11 protein-coding genes and 3 tRNA genes are annotated in these 17,075 nt (G+C 74.9%); 13 read left to right on the top strand and 1 reads right to left on the bottom strand.

Going from position 1 to position 17,075, the window contains the following annotated elements:
• From ACFVHV_RS01540 to ACFVHV_RS01520, 5 genes are all read left to right on the top strand, one after another.
• Positions 1-1,535: LCP family protein (locus ACFVHV_RS01540; protein ID WP_380348038.1), on the top strand; the 1,535-nt coding region annotated here is incomplete at its 5' end.
• A 156-nt stretch (positions 1,536-1,691) separates the two neighbouring features.
• Entirely contained in the window at positions 1,692-2,150 is a 459-nt protein-coding gene (rsfS, locus tag ACFVHV_RS01535) for a ribosome silencing factor (RefSeq protein ID WP_380348036.1), read from the top strand.
• A complete protein-coding gene (locus ACFVHV_RS01530) occupies positions 2,147-2,797 on the top strand; it encodes a histidine phosphatase family protein (protein WP_359910995.1) in 651 nt (216 codons plus the stop codon). The genes rsfS and ACFVHV_RS01530 overlap by 4 nt, the downstream gene beginning before the upstream one ends.
• 164 nt (positions 2,798-2,961) lie before the next feature.
• Positions 2,962-3,034 (top strand) — tRNA-Ala (locus ACFVHV_RS01525).
• 43 nt (positions 3,035-3,077) lie between these two features.
• Positions 3,078-3,150, top strand: a tRNA-Ala gene (locus tag ACFVHV_RS01520).
• A 64-nt stretch (positions 3,151-3,214) separates the two neighbouring features.
• Here ACFVHV_RS01520 and ACFVHV_RS01515 read toward each other — a convergent pair.
• On the bottom strand, positions 3,215-4,114 hold the full coding sequence (locus tag ACFVHV_RS01515; protein WP_359910974.1) for a helix-turn-helix transcriptional regulator: 900 nt from the start codon (positions 4,112-4,114) through the stop codon (positions 3,215-3,217).
• A 102-nt stretch (positions 4,115-4,216) separates the two neighbouring features.
• Between ACFVHV_RS01515 and ACFVHV_RS01510 the strand changes: the two genes are divergently transcribed.
• From ACFVHV_RS01510 to ACFVHV_RS01475, 8 genes are all read left to right on the top strand, one after another.
• A complete protein-coding gene (locus tag ACFVHV_RS01510) occupies positions 4,217-5,656 on the top strand; it encodes an MFS transporter (RefSeq protein ID WP_380348033.1) in 1,440 nt (479 codons plus the stop codon).
• 334 nt (positions 5,657-5,990) lie between these two features.
• A tRNA-Ala gene (locus ACFVHV_RS01505) sits at positions 5,991-6,063 on the top strand.
• A gap of 98 nt (positions 6,064-6,161) precedes the next feature.
• Positions 6,162-7,457, top strand: coding sequence for a hypothetical protein (locus ACFVHV_RS01500; RefSeq protein WP_359910979.1), 1,296 nt, complete (start codon positions 6,162-6,164; stop codon positions 7,455-7,457).
• 440 nt (positions 7,458-7,897) lie between these two features.
• The gene (leuS, locus tag ACFVHV_RS01495; protein WP_359910982.1) at positions 7,898-10,783 is read left to right on the top strand and encodes a leucine--tRNA ligase; all 2,886 of its coding nucleotides are present in this window, start codon (positions 7,898-7,900) and stop codon (positions 10,781-10,783) included.
• A 432-nt stretch (positions 10,784-11,215) separates the two neighbouring features.
• Positions 11,216-12,034: a hypothetical protein gene (locus ACFVHV_RS01490; RefSeq protein WP_380348031.1), complete on the top strand. Its 819-nt coding sequence runs from the start codon at positions 11,216-11,218 to the stop codon at positions 12,032-12,034.
• Positions 12,035-12,117: 83 nt separating this feature from the next.
• On the top strand, positions 12,118-12,963 hold the full coding sequence (locus tag ACFVHV_RS01485) for a DegV family protein (RefSeq protein ID WP_359910987.1): 846 nt from the start codon (positions 12,118-12,120) through the stop codon (positions 12,961-12,963).
• A 199-nt stretch (positions 12,964-13,162) separates the two neighbouring features.
• The gene (locus ACFVHV_RS01480) at positions 13,163-14,173 is read left to right on the top strand and encodes a helix-hairpin-helix domain-containing protein (RefSeq protein WP_380348029.1); all 1,011 of its coding nucleotides are present in this window, start codon (positions 13,163-13,165) and stop codon (positions 14,171-14,173) included.
• Positions 14,174-14,230: 57 nt separating this feature from the next.
• Positions 14,231-16,882 carry a ComEC/Rec2 family competence protein gene (locus ACFVHV_RS01475; RefSeq protein WP_380348027.1) on the top strand — a complete coding sequence of 884 codons (2,652 nt, stop codon included), beginning with the start codon at positions 14,231-14,233 and terminating at the stop codon, positions 16,880-16,882.
• The last annotated feature ends 193 nt before the right edge of the window (positions 16,883-17,075 follow it).

The raw sequence follows: 17,075 nt of genomic DNA, 5'->3' as shown, positions 1-17,075 counted from the left end.
AGGGCTACCAGGGCTACCAGCAGCAGCCGTACCAGGCCGCCGCCCCGGTCGCCGCCGAGCCGCAGGCGCCGTCGCCGGTGCCGCCGTCGCGGGCCGAGGCCGCCACGCAGTCCGCCGCCGCAGCGGCCGCAGCGGCACCCGCCGCCGCGCCGCCGCGTCCGCGGGTGCCCCGGCCCGCCGAGGAGGCGGTGCCGGCCAAGGCCGGGCCGCCGTCCGAGCAGGTCGCCGGGGCGCGGTCCGGGAAGGCCGGCAAGGCCGGAAAGGCCGGGAGCAAGGCGCCCAAGGACAGCTACACCACGGGCGAGTTCACCTTCGTCGACGAGGAGGCGGAGGAGACCGAGGACGTCATCGACTGGCTGAAGTTCGCCGAGTCCCGCAGCGAGGTGCGCGCCGAGCGCCGCCGCAAGCTGCGCAACCGGCTGATCGGCCTCGGCGTGGTGGTGGCGCTCGCGGCCGGCGGCGTCGGCGGCTACCTCTTCCTGACCGGCGACAAGCCGACCGCGGCCACCGCCGCCGGCGGCCGCCAGGTCAACGTCGTCCACCTGCGCGACCTCCAGGGCAAGGTGTCCAGCGCGCTGCTGGTCAACGACGCCTCCGGGAAGAAGGGCACGGTGCTGCTGCTGCCCGACAACCTGCGGCTGCCCGGCCCGGGGGACCCGCCGGTCAGCACGGTCGGCCAGTCCATGGACGGCATCGGCGCCTCGGCGACCCGCGAGGGCCTGTCCACCGTGCTGGGCGCCCCGGTGGCCGGCACCTGGCGGCTGGACACCCCGTACCTGGAACTGCTGGTCTCCCAGCTCGGCGGCGTCCGGGTGGACACCAACGCCGAGACCCACGAGGGCGGCAAGCCGGACGGCAAGCTGCTGTCCGCGGCCGGGAAGAACACCATGCTCAGCGGGAAGGCCGCGGTCGCGTACGCGACCTGGCAGGCGCCCGGCGAGAACCGGGACGCCCAGCTGGCCCGGTTCGGGCAGGTCCTGGACGCGGTGGTGCGCACCATGCCGACCGAGTTCAAGGACGCCAAGGACGACGTGCACCGGATGAACGCGGTGCTCGACCCCTCGCTGCCCGAGGACGCCCTCGCCGGCGTGCTCGTCCAGCTCGCCCAGCAGGCGAAGGACGGCCACTTCGGCACCACCGCGCTGACCGTCAAGCCGGACGGCAGCCTGGACGAGGCGACCGCGGGCAAGCAGGTCAAGGACGTGCTGGGCGGCACCGTGAAGTCCGCGGCCGTCGGCGACGCCCCGGTCCGGGTCGCGCTCCAGGACGCCACCGGCAACGACGCGGCGGCGGCCGCCGCGCAGGTCCAGATCGTCAACTCCGGCCTGACCTTCATCCCGGGCGGCGCCAAGGCGGCCCCGCAGCCGGCCAGTGAGATCCGCTACACCGACGACGCCCGGCAGGGCGCGGCGAAGTCGCTGGCGACCAGCCTCGGGCTGCCGGACACGGCGGTGAAGAAGGTGACCGGCGACGCCCAGAACGCGGACCTGCTGGTCCTGCTCGGCAAGGACTACCAGCCGCCGAAGAACCAGTAGGGCGGCGGCCCGGGCTCCTGCGGTCCGGGTGTCGCGGTGCGGTGGCCCGGGCGGGCCCGGAAAACGGTTCCGGGCCCGCCCGGGCGGCGTGAGATCCTGGAAGGCGACCCCGGCCGTGCGCCGGGGCACCCCAAGCCGCCGAGCCGGAAGAACACCGTGACCGTCACCGACCACAGCCAGCAGCTCATCACCGTCGCCGCGCAGGCGGCGGCCGACAAGCTCGCGCACAACATCATCGCCTTCGACGTCAGCGAGGTGCTGTCGATCACCGACGCCTTCCTGATCGCCTCCGCGAACAACGACCGCCAGGTCCGCTCCATCGCCGAGGAGATCGAGGACCAGCTGCGCGAGCAGCTGGACATCAAGCCGGTGCGCCGCGAGGGCGAGCGCGAGGGCCGCTGGATCCTGCTCGACTACCTGGACATCGTCGTGCACGTCCAGCACTCCGAGGAGCGCTCCTTCTACTCGCTGGACCGCCTCTGGAAGGACTGCCCCGAGCTGCCGCTGCCCGAGGACGCCGTGGCCTCGCGCAACCGCCCGGACGCCCACAACGACGAGGCCGGCAACGCCGTCGCGCCCGCCGACGACTTCGGCAAGCCCGAGGATCTGCACTGAGCCGCGGCGCGCGCGGCCCGCGCATCGTCTTCTGGCGGCACGGCCAGACCTCCTGGAACCTCGAATCGCGTTTCCAGGGCACCACGGACATCGAGCTGACCGGCCAGGGCGTCCTGCAGGCCCAGCGGGCGGCCCGGCTGCTCTCCGGGCTCCGTCCCGACCTGCTGATCTCCTCGGACCTCCAGCGGGCCCGGCGCACCGCCGCGGAGCTGGCCGAGGTCACCGGGCTGGACGTGCAGCACCACGAGGGCCTGCGGGAGACCTTCGCGGGCTCCTGGCAGGGCCTGACCAACGCCGAGATCCGCGAGCGCTTCCCGGAGGAGTACGAGGCCTGGGCGGCCGGCGAGCCGGTGCGCCGCGGGGGCGGCGGCGAGCTGGCCACCGAGGTCGCCGACCGCTCGGTGCCGGTGGTCCTGGAGGCCGTCGGCAAGCTCCCGGAGAACGGCACGCTGGTCGTGGTCAGCCACGGCGGGACGATCCGCACCATGCTCGGGCGGCTGCTCGAACTGGAGCCCTCCCGGTGGGAGCGCTTCGGCGGGCTGTCCAACTGCTGCTGGTCGGTGCTCGGCCTGGGCACGCGCGGCTGGCGCCTGCTGGAGCACAACGCGGGCACGCTCCCGCAGCCGGTCATCGGCGACGACACCTGAGCGGTACCGGTGCGGGCGGCACCGGGGGCCGGGGGCCTCTCGGGGCCCTCGGCCGGGGTCCGGAGGGAGCGGATTTCGCAGTTCCGGCCCTGACCAGCTAGAGTCTTCCTCGTTCGCAGGGAAGGAACGCGGCCCGGAAGGGAAGCGGGAGATCCGGTGAGTGCGGGGCTATAGCTCAGTTGGTAGAGCGCTTGCATGGCATGCAAGAGGTCTGGGGTTCAATTCCCCATAGCTCCACTCCGCATCGGCGGTCGTGGTCAGCCAGGGTCGCCCGTGTCGCGGGGCTATAGCTCAGTTGGTAGAGCGCTTGCATGGCATGCAAGAGGTCTGGGGTTCAATTCCCCATAGCTCCACAGCAGTTCGGAAGGCCGTCACCCAAGGGGTGGCGGCCTTCCGGCGTTCCGGGCCCGGCCGGCCTCAGGCTTCGCAGGTGTGGCTCCAGCCGCCCGGCGGCAGCGAGTCGAGCCGCTCCACCCGCTCCCGGTCCTCCGGGCCGGCCGGCAGGTACACCACGATGTAGCACTCGGGCACGCCCGGCATCGTCAGATAGGTGGCGTTCAGCCGCAGCACCCCGACCGCCGGGTGGCGGAACACCCGCAGCCAGGGCTCCGGCGGCGCGACCTCCTGGCGGTCCCACAGCTCCCGGAACAGCTCGCTGCGCGCCGACATCCGCTGCACGTGCGCCTCCCAGGCCGGCTCGCCCACGTGCTTGCCGTACGCCGAGCGCAGCACCGCCACCATCCGCGGCAGGGTCTCCTCCCGGTTCTCGCACGGGTTGCAGCACGGCGGGGCGGTCAGCATGCACCAGAGGCTGTTGAACACCACCCCGCACGACGGGCGCATCCGGTCGGTGCCGAACATCGCGCGGTACGGGCCGTTGAAGCCCAGCACGTCGAACCGGGTGTTGGAGACCGCCGCCGGCAGCGGGGCCAGCGAGTCCAGGATCACCTGGATCGACGGCGACAGTTCCGGCACCGACGGCAGCGCCCGCGCCGAGGCGGACACCCCGGCCAGCCGGAACAGGTGCTCGTGCTCGGTGCCGTCCAGCCGCAGCGCCCGGGCCACCGCCAGCAGCACCTGCTCGCTCGCGTTGATCGGCCTGCCCTGTTCGAGCCACGTGTACCAGGTGACCCCGACCCCGGCGAGCTGCGCGACCTCCTCGCGCCGCAGCCCCGGAGTGCGGCGGCGCAGCCCCGGCGGCAGCCCCACGTCCTCGGGGGTGACCCGCGCCCGGCAGGCCTTCAGGAAGCGGGCCAGTTCGGTACGGCGGCGGTCGCGCCCGCCGGCCGCGGCGGGCAGTTCCTCCAGGACGGTCATGGCCCCATGGTGCCGCAGCCCGGGCCGCCGATACAGGTGCTGCCGGTACCAGGATCGGCAGGCTCTAACCACCAGTACCGGTACGGGGCCAGGCTGGCTGCCATGATGGACCTTCAGACCCGGCCCCGCGCGGCCGCAGGCACCACCGGCGCCCCGGCGGTACGGCCAGGGCTGCTCCTCGCACTCGTCCTGTGCGGGCAGTTCATGTCCGTGCTCGACGTCTCCATCGTCAACGTCGCGGTCCCCACCATCAGAACCGACCTGGGCGCCTCCGGAGCCGCCCTCCAGTTGGTCATCGCCGGCTACACCATCGCCTACGCCGTCCTGCTCATCACCGGCGCCCGGCTCGGTGCCCGGTACGGCTACAGCCGGCTCTTCCAGCTCGGCCTGGCCGCCTTCACCGCCGCCTCGCTGGCCTGCGGCCTCGCCCCGGCCACCGGCTGGCTGATCGCCTTCCGGCTGCTCCAGGGGGCCGGCTCGGCCCTGATGGTGCCCCAGGTGATGAGCCTGGTGCAGCGCACCTTCACCGGCGCCGCCCGGGTCCGGGCGCTCGGCCTCTACGCGGCGGTGCTGGCCGGCGGCATGGCGCTCGGCCAGGTGCTCGGCGGCGTCCTGGTCAGCGCCGACCTGTTCGGCAGCGGCTGGCGGCCGGTGTTCCTGGTCAACGTGCCGATCGGCGTGGTGCTGCTCGCGGCCGGCGCCCGGCTGCTGCCCCGGCTGCCCGGCGACGCCACCCGGGGCTTCGACCTCCCCGGCCTGGTGGTGCTCGGCGCGGCCCTCGGCCTGCTGGTGGTCCCGCTCGTCCTCGGCCACGAGCTGGGCTGGCCCGTCTGGGGCTGGGCGATGATCGCGGCCGGTGTGCTGCTGTTCGGCCTGTTCGTGGCCGTCGAGCGCCGGATCGCCCGGCGCGGCGGACAGCCGCTGATCTCCGGGCGGGTGCTGGGCGCGCCCGGGCTGCGCCCCGCGGCCGCCGGACTGTTCGCGATCATGGCGGCCTTCGCGGGCTTCATGTTCGCCTTCGCCCTGCACCAGCAGGCCGGGCTCGGCCACACCGCGCTGAAGGCCGGGCTCTGCTCGGCGCCCGTCGCCGTCGGCTTCGGCGTGTCCAGCATGCACTGGCACCGGCTGCCCGGCCGGCTGCACCGGATCCTGCCGGCGCTCGCCGGGGTGCTGCTCGGCGGCGGCTACCTGCTGCTCGGCCTGCTGCTCGGCGGCGGGGCGGAGATCGGCGCCGGGCCGCTGGTGGAGATGGCCGCGCTCGGCCTGGCCGCCGGCTGCGCGTACGCGCCGCTGGTCGCCCGGGCGCTCGCGGGGGTGGCGCCCGAGGACGCGGCCGACGCCAGCGGGGTGATGGTGACGGTCATCCAGCTCGGCCAGGTGATCGGCGTCGCGGTGCTGGGCTCGGTGTTCCTCGGCCAGGTCGACCTGCCGGCGCCGGCCGCCGAGTCGGGGGCGGCGTTGCGGACCACGCTGCTGGTCGACGCCGCGGCGGTGCTGGTGGCCGCGGGCTTCGCGGTGCGCGGCCGGCGGGCGGCGCGGTAGCGGGGGTGGGGTCGCCGGTAGGGCGGCGGTGGGGCGATGGGGTGCGGTCGGGGGTGCCGCAGCCGGGTGCGGGCGGAGGGCAGGGGTCGGGTGCGGGCGGCGGGCGGCACGTCAGCTGGGCGCGTGCGCGGTTGTCGTGCGCCCCGGGCGGGAGGCGCACGCCCGGGGCGCGGAAGGGGGACTCCCCGGGCTCCGCGGACGGGGCTCCCGGGGCGCGTGGTGCGGACCTCGGGAAACGGATTTCAGGAGCACGCCCAGGACCGTGTAAAGTAGTCGATGTCGCCGAGGGAAACGGCCGGAAACAACCGGGAACCACGGTGACATCGCAGGTCAAGGGGCTATAGCTCAGTTGGTAGAGCGCTTGCATGGCATGCAAGAGGTCTGGGGTTCAATTCCCCATAGCTCCACAGCAGTCGAGAGCCGCCTCCCGGAAACGGGAGGCGGCTCTTCGCCGTTCTGCCCGCGCCACCGGTCGCGGCGGCCGGAATCCCGCTACCGTCGTGCCATGGCCGATCTGGAGCGAAGGCGGAACGAGGAACTGGCCCGGATACTCCACCAGCTCGGATGGAGTCCGGAACGGCTCGCCCGCGAGGTGAGCCTCGCCCTGCCACCGGGCCTCGCCATCAGCTCCACCGCCCCGTACAAGTGGCGCGACCGCGGCATGGTGCCGCGCAGCCCGCACGACCAGGCGGTCTGCGAGGTGCTCAGCCGGACCCTCGGCATCGCCGTCACCTACGAGCAGCTCTGGGGCCGGATGGGCGGCCACCGCGGCGCCAAGATCCTCTCGCCCCGGCTGCTCACCGACCCGTGGACCGCCGACACCGCCCAGACCGCGCTGCGCGAGGCCGCCACCGACGCCGGGCCGGTCCGCCTCACCGACCTGTTCCGCAGCGCCGACCTCGACCAGGCCGCCGCCCGCCTCGACTCCCCGCCACCGCCCGTCGGCGGCGGCGAGGGCGCGCTGCGCGTCGAACCCGGGCTGGTCGGCGAGCTCGGCCTCTCCTACCGCAGCAAGCAGAAGCTCGAACGGGCCTGCGGCGGCGGCCTCGTCCTCGGCCCCGTCCGGGCCGAACTCGCCATGCTGGCCAAGCTGCTGGAACTCGGCGCGTACGACGAACGGCTCGGCCGCGAGCTGTACGGCACGGCCAGCAGACTCGCCCGGCTGGCCGGCTGGGCCGCGTACGACCTCGGCCACGACGCGGCCGCCCAGCGCGCCTTCGTCGCCGCGCTGCGCGCCGCCCACGTCGGCGGCGACCCCCGGCTCGGGGTCGCGGTGCTCGGCGCGCTGGTCGTCCTCGCCACCCAGGGCCCCGGCGGGCGCGGACTGGACGCCGTCTCCGCGCTCGCGACCGCCCTGGACACCCACGGAGCCGCGCTCGGCCCCACCGCCCGGGCCCGCCAGTACGGCCGGCTCGCCCGCGCGTACGGCCGCCGGGGCGAGGCCGAGCTGGCCGAGGCCGCCGCCGCCCGGGCCTTCGCCGAACTGGACGGCCTGCCAGGCGCCGAGGAGACCCGGGCCGGCGTCGCCGGGATGGTGGGGGAGGGACGGCTGGCGCTCGGCGGGTACCGGATGGCGAAGGTGCTGCTCGCCGAGGCCGTGGCCGGGCTCGGGCCGGGACGGGCCCGCTCCAAGGCGCTGCTCATGGTGCGCCTCGCCGAGGCCCACCGCAGGCTCGGCGACCAGCGGGAGGCGGCCCGCACCGCCGCGCTGGCGCGCTCGCTCGCGGCGGGGATGCAGTCCGAGCGGCTGGCGAAGGCGCTGCGGGAGTTCGACGCGGCGGGGCGGGCGGCGGCGCGGTAGGGCTCTCCGGATCTCCGGCCCGGTCCGGCGCGGTCCGGCGCGGTGCAGTCCGGTCCGGTTCAGTTCGGTGCGGTCCGGGCCTGGACCCGCTCTCCGGCCCCGTCCCGTACGGCCCCGCGCGCCGGTCCCGTACGGCCCCGCGCGCCGTCCCGTCCCGTGCGGCCCCGCATGCCTGCGTGCGGGGCCGCACGCAGGCATGTGCACCCCGCAGCCCGCCGACCCGCTTGCGGTACCCTGAGCCCATGCGAACCGTGCGCCTGCTCCTTAGCCGGCCGCGCTGACCAGGACCGGCTGAGCCCTCGGGCGGTGCCGGAGTCGGCGTGGCGTCCCCTCCTGCGAGGGGATTTTTTGTTTTCCGCCCCCGACCCCGTCCCGGGCCGGGTACACGGGCCGGCCGCCTGTGCGGTTCGCCAACCGACATCGATGGAGCTTGAAGGACCATGAGCGAGACGACCCCTGCGTCCGGCGCGGCCGAGACCGTGACCGAGCCGTTCCGGTACAGCGCCGCGCTGGCGGCCGAGATCGAGTCCCGCTGGCAGGACATCTGGGAGAAGGAGGGCACCTTCCACGCCCCCAACCCCACCGGTGCGCTGGCCGACCCGGCGGCCGGCGACGTCACCGCGAAGCCGCACAGCTTCATCATGGACATGTTCCCGTACCCCTCGGGCGCGGGCCTGCACGTCGGGCACCCGCTGGGCTACATCGCCACCGACGTCTTCGCCCGCTACCAGCGGATGACCGGCCACAACGTGCTGCACACGCTGGGCTACGACGCCTTCGGCCTGCCCGCCGAGCAGTACGCCGTGCAGACCGGCACCCACCCGCGGGTCTCCACCGAGGCCAACATCGCCAACATGCGCCAGCAGCTGCGCCGGCTGGGCCTGGGCCACGACCCGCGCCGCTCGATCTCCACGATCGACCCGGAGTACTACCGCTGGACCCAGTGGATCTTCCTGCAGATCTTCAACTCCTGGTACGACGCGGACGCCCGCAAGGCCCGTCCGATCGCCGAGCTGGTCGCCCGGTTCGAGTCCGGCGCGCGCGAGCTGCCGGGCGGGCGCGCCTGGGCCGAGCTGTCCGTCGCCGAGCGCGACGAGGTGCTGGGCGAGTACCGCCTGGCCTACGCCAAGGAGGTGCCGGTCAACTGGTGCCCGGGCCTGGGCACCGTGCTGGCCAACGAGGAGGTCACCGCGGACGGCCGCTCCGAGCGCGGCAACTTCCCGGTGTTCAAGTCCAACCTGCGCCAGTGGATGATGCGCATCACCGCGTACTCGGACCGGCTGATCGAGGACCTGGACCTGCTGGACTGGCCCGAGGCCATCAAGCTGCAGCAGCGCAACTGGATCGGGCGCTCCGAGGGCGCCCGGGTCGACTTCGCCGTCGACGGCGGGAAGATCACCGTCTTCACCACCCGGCCCGACACCCTGTTCGGCGCCACCTACATGGTGCTGGCCCCCGAGCACGGCCTGGTCGACTCGATCGTCCCCGCCGCCTGGCCCGAGGGCGTGCCCGCCGAGTGGACCGGCGGCGCCGCCACCCCCACCGAGGCCGTCGCCGCCTACCGTGCCGCGGCCGCCGCCAAGTCGGACGTCGAGCGCCAGGTCGAGGCCAAGGTCAAGACCGGCGTCTTCACCGGCGCCTACGCCGTCAACCCGGTCAGCGGCGAGTCCGTACCGGTGTTCATCGCCGACTACGTGCTGATGGGCTACGGCACCGGCGCCATCATGGCCGTCCCCGCCCACGACCACCGCGACTTCGCCTTCGCCCGCGCCTTCGCGCTGCCGATGCGCTGCGTCGTCGAGCCGACCGACGGGCGCGGCTCCGACCCCGCCGAGTGGGACGACGCGTTCGACACCTACGACTCCGTCATCGTCAACTCCGCCCGCTCCGAAGGCGACCTGTCGCTGAACGGGCTGAGCGTCGTCGACGCCAAGGCCGCCGCCACCGCCTGGCTGGCCGAGCGCGGCATCGGCGAGGGCACCGTCAACTACCGCCTGCGCGACTGGCTGTTCAGCCGCCAGCGGTACTGGGGCGAGCCCTTCCCGATCGTCTACGACGAGGACGGCGTCATGCACGCGCTGCCCGAGTCGATGCTGCCGGTCGAGGTCCCCGAGGTCGACGACTACTCGCCGCGCACCTACGACGCGTACGACGCCGCCTCCTCGCCGGAGACCCCGCTGTCGCGCAACGAGGCCTGGGTCAACGTCGAACTGGACCTGGGCGACGGCGTCCGGAAGTACCGCCGCGAGACCAACACCATGCCCAACTGGGCCGGTTCCTGCTGGTACGAGCTGCGCTACGTCGACCCGTCGAACTCCTCGGCGGTCGTCGACCCGGCCAACGAGAAGTACTGGCTGGGCCCGACGGAGACCAAGCCGGCCGGTGGCGCCGACCTGTACGTCGGCGGCGCCGAGCACGCCGTGCTGCACCTGCTGTACGCGCGCTTCTGGCACAAGGTGCTGCACGACCTGGGCCACGTCTCGTCCGTCGAGCCGTTCCACAAGCTGTTCAACCAGGGCATGATCACCGCCGACGTCTACCGCGACGAGCGCGGCTTCCCGGTGCCCGCCGCCGAGGTCGAGGAGCGCGACGGCCAGTACTTCTGGCAGGGCGAGCCGGTCAAGCGCGAGGCCGGGAAGATGGGCAAGTCCCTGAAGAACGCCGTCGCGCCGGACGACATCGCCGACGAGTACGGGGCCGACACCCTGCGCCTGTACGAGATGTCGATGGGCCCGCTGGACGTCTCCCGCCCGTGGGACACCCGCGCCGTCGTCGGCTCGTACCGCTTCCTGCAGCGCCTGTGGCGCAACGTCGTCTCCGAGACCACCGGCGAGCTGGTCGTCACCGACGACGCGCCCGACGAGGCGACGCTGCGCGCCCTGCACAAGGCGATCGACGGCATCCGCGGCGACATGGCCGGGCTGCGCTTCAACACGGCCGTCGCCAAGGCCATCGAGCTGAACAACTACCTGGTCAAGCGCGGCTCCACGCCGCGGGCGGTGGCCGAGCAGCTGGTGCTGATGGTCGCCCCGCTGGCCCCGCACATCGCCGAGGAGCTGTGGCGCCGACTGGGCCACGGCGACTCGCTGGCGCACACCGACTACCCGGTCGCCGACCCGGCGTACGTGGTGGACGAGACGGTGACCTGCGTGGTCCAGATCAAGGGCAAGGTCAAGGCGCGGCTGGAGGTCGCGCCGGGCATCTCGGACGCCGAGCTGGAGGCGCTGGCGCTGGCGGAGCCGGCGGTCGTCGCGGCGATCGGCGGGGCCGAGGTGCGGAAGGTGATCGCGCGGGCGCCGAAGCTGGTGAACATCGTCACCGGCTGAGTGCGGCTGAGCTTGGTCGAGCGCGGCTGTGCCGGATCGAGTGCGGCTGTGCGTGGCTGCCGGGGCAGCGAGCGCGGAGCGGTCGGGCGGGCGTCCTTCGGGGCGCCCGCCCGGCGTTTTGCGGGAGGTGGGGGCCGGAGGGGCTTCCCGTCCGGCGTTGCGCGGAGGAGCCGGCGGTTTCCGCCCGGCGTTGCGCGGAGGGGCCGGCGGTTTCCGCCCGGTGTTTCGCGGAGGGGCCGGAGGGTGCTCGCGGGGGCTTTCCGGGGCGGTCGGGGACCCTCGGGGAGATCCCGGATCTGACCCTGATCTCCGTCCGCGGGGGCCGCTCGGGCTGCCCCCGGACGGCTTCCGGCGGCTACCGTGGAACCCTCGGCAATTGCGGCCCGCGTTGGGCCCGGTGGGGGCCGGAACGACGGCGGAAGGTGGCGCGCGATGGACGTGTTCGGCGTGATGATCGGCCTGGTCCTGCTCTTCGGGGTCGCGGTGATGGTGCTGGCCGTGGTCGGCACGGTCAAGGCCGCCAAGGCCGTCGGCGCGAAGATCGAGAAGCACGAGGCCAACGCCCGCCGGGCCGTGGAGACCGCCACCCTCAAGGCGAAGACGTACACCAAGGTCGGCCCGTCCGCACAGATCGCCTCCGTCCGGCTCCGCCTGCGGACCTCGCTCGACGGCACCCGGCAGGTGCTGGAGAGCGGCCTCACGCAGGACGGCCAGCTCGGCGAGTCGCTCGCCCTGCTGAAGCGGCTCGACGAGCACGCCGCCGAGCTCGACGGCGAGCTGCGGATGCTGGAGCGCGAGCCGGAGACCGCGCGGATCGCCGCCAAGCTGCCCGAGCTGCGCGAGCGGGCCGAGCGGATCACGCACTCGGCGGAGACCATGCGCTGGGCGGCGCAGGACCGGATGCAGCGGTTCGCGGACGACGAGCTGAGCCGGCTGAGCCAGGAGTGCGAGAGCGAGGCGGGGGCGCTGCGGCACTGGGACACCGCGGGGGGTGCTTCCTCCGGCAAGGGTTCGGGTGCTCCGGGTGCCTCGGGCTCTGCCGGTTCCGCGGGTTCCGCGGGTTCCGCGGGTTCCGCGGGTTCCGCCGGTTCCGGCGGCGCGGCCGGGAGTGCGGCTCGGGCCCGGCTGACCGACGGGAAGGGGCGTGCGAGTGCCGAGGAGCTGCTCGGGCTCGCCGATCCGCTGGCCAAGCTGGCGCAGCGGCTGCGCAAGCCCTCGGCCGGGCCTTCGACGGGGCCCTCGGCAGGCTGAGCCGGCGGGGCGGTGCGAGGCCTTCGGCCGGTGCCCGGACCATGCGCTGTCCTCCCGGACCGGCGGGGAGTAACCTCCCGCTCATGCCCTCCGACCTCGCGCTTGTCACCGATTCCACGGCCTATCTGCCGCAGGAGACCCTCGACCGGCACGGGATCACGGTGGTCCCGCTGAGCGTCGCGGTCGGTGACTCCGTCCTGAGCGAGGGCGTCGAGATCTCCCCGAAGGACGTCGCCGAGGCGCTGCGCGGCAAGCAGCGGGTGACCACCTCCCGGCCGAACCCGGAGACCTTCGCCGCCACCTACCGGGCGGCCGCCGAGGCCGGGGCGAAGGGGATCGTCTCGGTGCACATCTCCGGCGAACTGTCCGGCACCGTCGAGGCCGCCCGGCTGGCCGCCGCCGAGGCGCCCGTACCGGTGCGGGTGGTGGACAGCCGGCTGGTCGGGATGGCGCTCGGGTACGGGGTGCTGTCGGCGGCCGAGGCCATCGAGGCCGGGCAGGGCCTGGCGGAGGCGGCCGAGGCGGCCGAGCGGCGGGCGGCCCGGACCAGCGGGTTCTTCTACGTCGACACCCTGGAGCACCTGCGGCGCGGCGGCCGGATCGGGGCGGCGCGCGCGCTGCTCGGCTCGGCCCTGGCGGTCAAGCCGCTGCTGCACCTGGACGGCGGGCGGATCGAGCCGCTGGAGAAGGTGCGGACGGCGTCGCGGGCGATCGCGCGGCTGGAGGAGATCGCGGTCGAGCGGTCGGGGGAGCAGGAGGTCGACATCACCGTGCACCACCTGGCGGCCGAGGACCGGGCCGAACCGCTCGCGGAGCGGCTGCGGGCCCGGGTGCCGGGGCTGCGGGAGCTGTACGTGGGCGAGGTGGGGGCGGTGATCGGCGCGCACGTCGGGCCGGGGCTGCTGGCGGTGGTGGTCGCGCCGCGCTGAGTGGTGCGGGTGGTTGCCGGTGTGGGGCGGTCCGGCTGGTCGCCTGGTCGCCCGGTCGGCTGGCTGCTTGGTCGGCTGGTCAATTTCGGACAGCCCTGCTCACTCCTGTGAGTGACACTTTTTATCCACAACCCCCGGGTTGTCCACAGGGTTTGATTGATTTCCGCGCGCTCGCCGGAGGACTCCTACCGTCCTCGGCATGACGACCATGGGCCTGGGCGCGGCGAAGCGCCATGCGATCAACGAGACGGTACGGCTGCGGATGGCCGCGCTGCTGCCGGCGGGTGGCGAGCCGACGGGTGACGAGCCGGAAGGCGGCGTCGGCGGGGGCTCCCCGGGGTCGGCCGCATCACCGACAAGGGGCCGGGCGGCGGCGGCCGGCGGCCCGTCGTTGCCGTCGCAGGCAGCGGTGCCGGCGGCGGTGCCGGCACCGCCGGACGCGGGTGCCGCGCCGGATCCGGGTGACACGGTGGATCCGGGTGACGCCGTGGATCCACCGGAGGCCGGGGCACGTCCGCGAGTCCCCTCAACCGCCTCGTTCCCCCCGCTCGGTTCGGCGTTGGCGCTCGACCGGCGCGCGGTGGCCGGGCTGGCCATCCTGCTGCTGTTCGCGGTCGGCTACGCCGTACAGCACTTCTGGCTGGCCCGGCCGGAGACGGTCGCGGTGCCCGCGTCGGCGGCCGTCGCGGCACCGGCGGGGGCCGAGCCGCCCGCTCCCGCCGACGCCTCCGCCGTCGACCCCAGGGCCGGGCCTGCCGCCGGTACCGGGGCGGAGGTCGTGGTGGACATCGGCGGGCGGGTCCACCTCCCCGGCCTGCACACCCTGCCCGGCGGCTCCCGGGTGGCCGACGCCCTGCGGGCGGCAGGCGGACCGCTGCCGGAGACGGACACCAGGAGCCTCAACCTGGCCCGCATCCTGACGGACGGTGAGCAGATCCTGGTCGGCGAACCGGCGCCCGCCCCCGCCCCGGCCGTCGTCGGCAGCGGGAGCGGGCCTCCGGGCCCCGCCGCACCCCGACCACCCGTCAGCCTCAACCGCGCCACGCTCGAACAGCTCGACACCCTTCCCGGCGTCGGCCCCACCCTCGCCCAGCGCATCCTCGCCTACCGCACCTCGCACGGCTCCTTCCGCTCCCTCGACCAACTCCGGCAGGTCAGCGGCATCGGCGCCCGCACGTACGCGGAACTCCGCCCGCTCCTCACCCTCTGACGCCGCCACCGCCGCCGTCCCCGCCCGCTTCCCCGGCCACCGAAGGGAGGTACCGCCATGTCCGTCGCCACCGCGCCGGCCGGTCCGGCCGCTGCGCCCCGCTCCGCGGGCGCCGACTTCCGGCTGCTGCTGCCCGCCGTCTCGGCCTGGACGGTCACGGCGGCGCTCCTCGGCCTGGAACCGGGGTACGAGGCCCTCGCCCTCACCGCGGCCGGCCTTGCCGCGCTCGCGGCCGTCCTGCTGCTCACCCGGCCGGGGGTCCTGCGCCGGCGCGGGTCCTCGGCGACGCTGGCCGCCGTCCTGCTCACCGGCGCGGCGGCCGCGATCGCCACCCCGCTGCACACCTCCGACCTCCACCGGGGGCCGCTGCCGGAGCTCGCCCGCGCGTCCGTGGCCGCCGAGCCGGGAACGCCGTCCCCGGTGGTGGAGGTGGAGCTGACGATCACGGGGGACCCGAAGGCCCACACCTCCCGGGGCGGCCCCGCCGCCGGGCAGACGCTCCTCACCGTCGAGGCGGTGGCCGACCGCGTCACCCCGCTCCCGGACGGGCGGAGCACCCGCACGCGGACGCCGGTGACGGTCATGGTCCGAGGGGCGCGGAGCGAGCCCTGGCAGCGGGTGCTCCCGTCCCAGCGGCTGGCGGCGGAGGTTGAGGTGCGGCCGGCGGGGGAGGGGCATGACACCGAGTCGGCCGCGCTGCTGGTCGTCCACGGGCAGCCCCGGCAGCTGGCGCCGCCGAGCCTGCCCCAGCGGATCGCCGGCCGGCTGCGCGAAGGCCTGCGCACGGCCACCGACGGACTTCCGGCGGACGCGCGCGGGCTGCTCCCGGGGCTGGTGGTCGGCGACACCTCTCGACTGCCCGACGACCTCGACGACGCCTTCCGGGCCACCGACCTGGTCCACCTGGTGGCGGTCAGCGGGGCCAACCTGGCGATCGTCCTCGGTGCGCTGCTGGGCGCGCCCGGGCAGGCCGGTACCCCGGAACGGCACGGGCTGGCCGGGCTGCTGGGGCTGTCACTGCGCACCGGTGCGCTGCTCGGCACCGCGCTGACCCTGGCCTTCGTCACCGTCTGCCGGCCCGAGCCCAGCGTGCTGCGGGCCGCCGGGACGGGGCTGATCGGCATGCTGGCCCTGGCCGCCGGCCGTCCCCGCAAGGCGGTGCCCGCGCTCGCCGGAGCGGTCCTGGTGCTGGTCCTGCTGGACCCGTTCCTGGCCCGCTCGTTCGGCTTCCTGCTGTCGGTGCTCGCCACCGCCGGGCTGCTCGTCCTCGGACCGCACTGGGCCGAGGCCCTGCGGGCCCGCCGCTGGCCGTACCACCTGGCAGGCGCGCTCGCGGCCACGGCGGCCGCCCAGGCCCTGTGCGCGCCGGTGACGGTGGTGCTGTCCGGGCACATCAGCCTGGTCGGGATCCCCTGCAACCTGCTGGCCGAGCCGGCGGTGGCCCCGGCGACGCTGCTCGGCTTCGGGGTGCTCGCCCTGCAGCCGCTCCTTCCGGACCTCGCCCGTCTGCTCGCGGAACCGGCCGGAGTGCCGGCCGGCTGGCTCTCCCTCGTGGCACGCCGTGGTGCCGGGATTTCGGGCGGCCAACTGGACTGGCCGGGAGGGTGGTTCGGGACGGCGACGGTCGCGCTGGCCGTCCTGGCCGGCTGCTGGGCGGCGCCGCTCCTGCTGCCCCGACGGGCGCGGCCCGGCAGCCCGCTGCCGGCGTACGGGCGGCGGCGCTGGGCGCGGGCCCTGGTGACGGGGGCGCTGACGGCGGTCCTGCTGGCCGTGCTGCTGCGCCCGCCGCAGCTCACCCGGATCGCCACCGGCTGGCCGCCGCCGGGGTGGCGGCTGGTGATGTGCGACGTCGGACAGGGAGACATGCTGGCCCTCGCGGCGGGGGCGCCGGACAGCGCGGTGGTGATCGACGCCGGGCCGGATCCGAACGCCGCGGACAGATGCCTGCGCGACCTCGGCATCACGACGGTTCCCTTACTGCTGCTGACGCACTTCCACGCCGACCACGTCGAGGGCGTGCCGGGGGTGCTGCGGGGCCGCAGGGTCGGCGCGGTCGAGGGCACCACCTTGGACGATCCACCGGGCGAGGCCGCCCGGGTGGCGAGCTGGACGGCAGGCGCGGGCCTCCCGCTGCTGAGAGCCGGTCGAGGTGAACGGCGGTCGGCCGGCGCCGGGTTGGCCTGGGACGTGGTGTGGCCCGTCCCCGGCTCGGCGGTCGAGGCGCCGGGCCCGAACAACGCAAGCGTCGCCTTGATGGTGGCACTGACAGGAGGACTACGGATGGCACTGCTCGGAGATCTCGAACCGCAGGCCCAGTCGGCACTGCTGGGCCGGATGGGGAAGGCCGATGTCGTGAAGGTGGCTCATCACGGATCGGCCCACCAGGACTGGGACTTGGCGGGTGCCCTGCGGCCCCGGCTGGCCCTCATCTCCTGCGGCGAGGGCAACCCGTACGGTCACCCGTCCCCGAGGACGGTCGACCACCTGCGCGCACTCGGCGCCACCGTGCTGCGCACCGACCGGGAAGGGGACATCGCGGTGACGGGCGACTCCCCGGCCACCCTCGGTGTCGCCGTCCGTCCCCGGCCCGCCCACGCGGCCCGCCGCCCCGGCGCCCACGCCGGGCCCGGTGGCGCTGACGGGCACGGCCCCGCACCCCACGCCCACCCCGAGCAGACCCCAGGCACCCCCCGAGCCCCGCCCACCTGACCCCCGCGCTCTCCTCCTCCCACCAATCACGTGGGGGCATGGAAAGTAGAAGGGGGTGGTGGGAGGAGGAGCGGCGCAGAGCCAGCAGAAACGTTCCGGCGCGCTCCGGGCTCGGCCCCCGCCCCGGCCCCGAAAAAACACAAACAGACAGGGGGCGGTGGCCCGCCCCCCGCACAAGGGCCAAAGAAAGCCC

Source organism: Kitasatospora sp. NPDC127116, assembly GCF_042677365.1.
GTDB classification, from domain to species: Bacteria; Actinomycetota; Actinomycetes; order Streptomycetales; family Streptomycetaceae; genus Kitasatospora; species Kitasatospora lactacystinica.
Note: the sequence above shows the minus strand (reverse complement) of the source record. Positions and strands in the feature narration are given on the sequence as shown.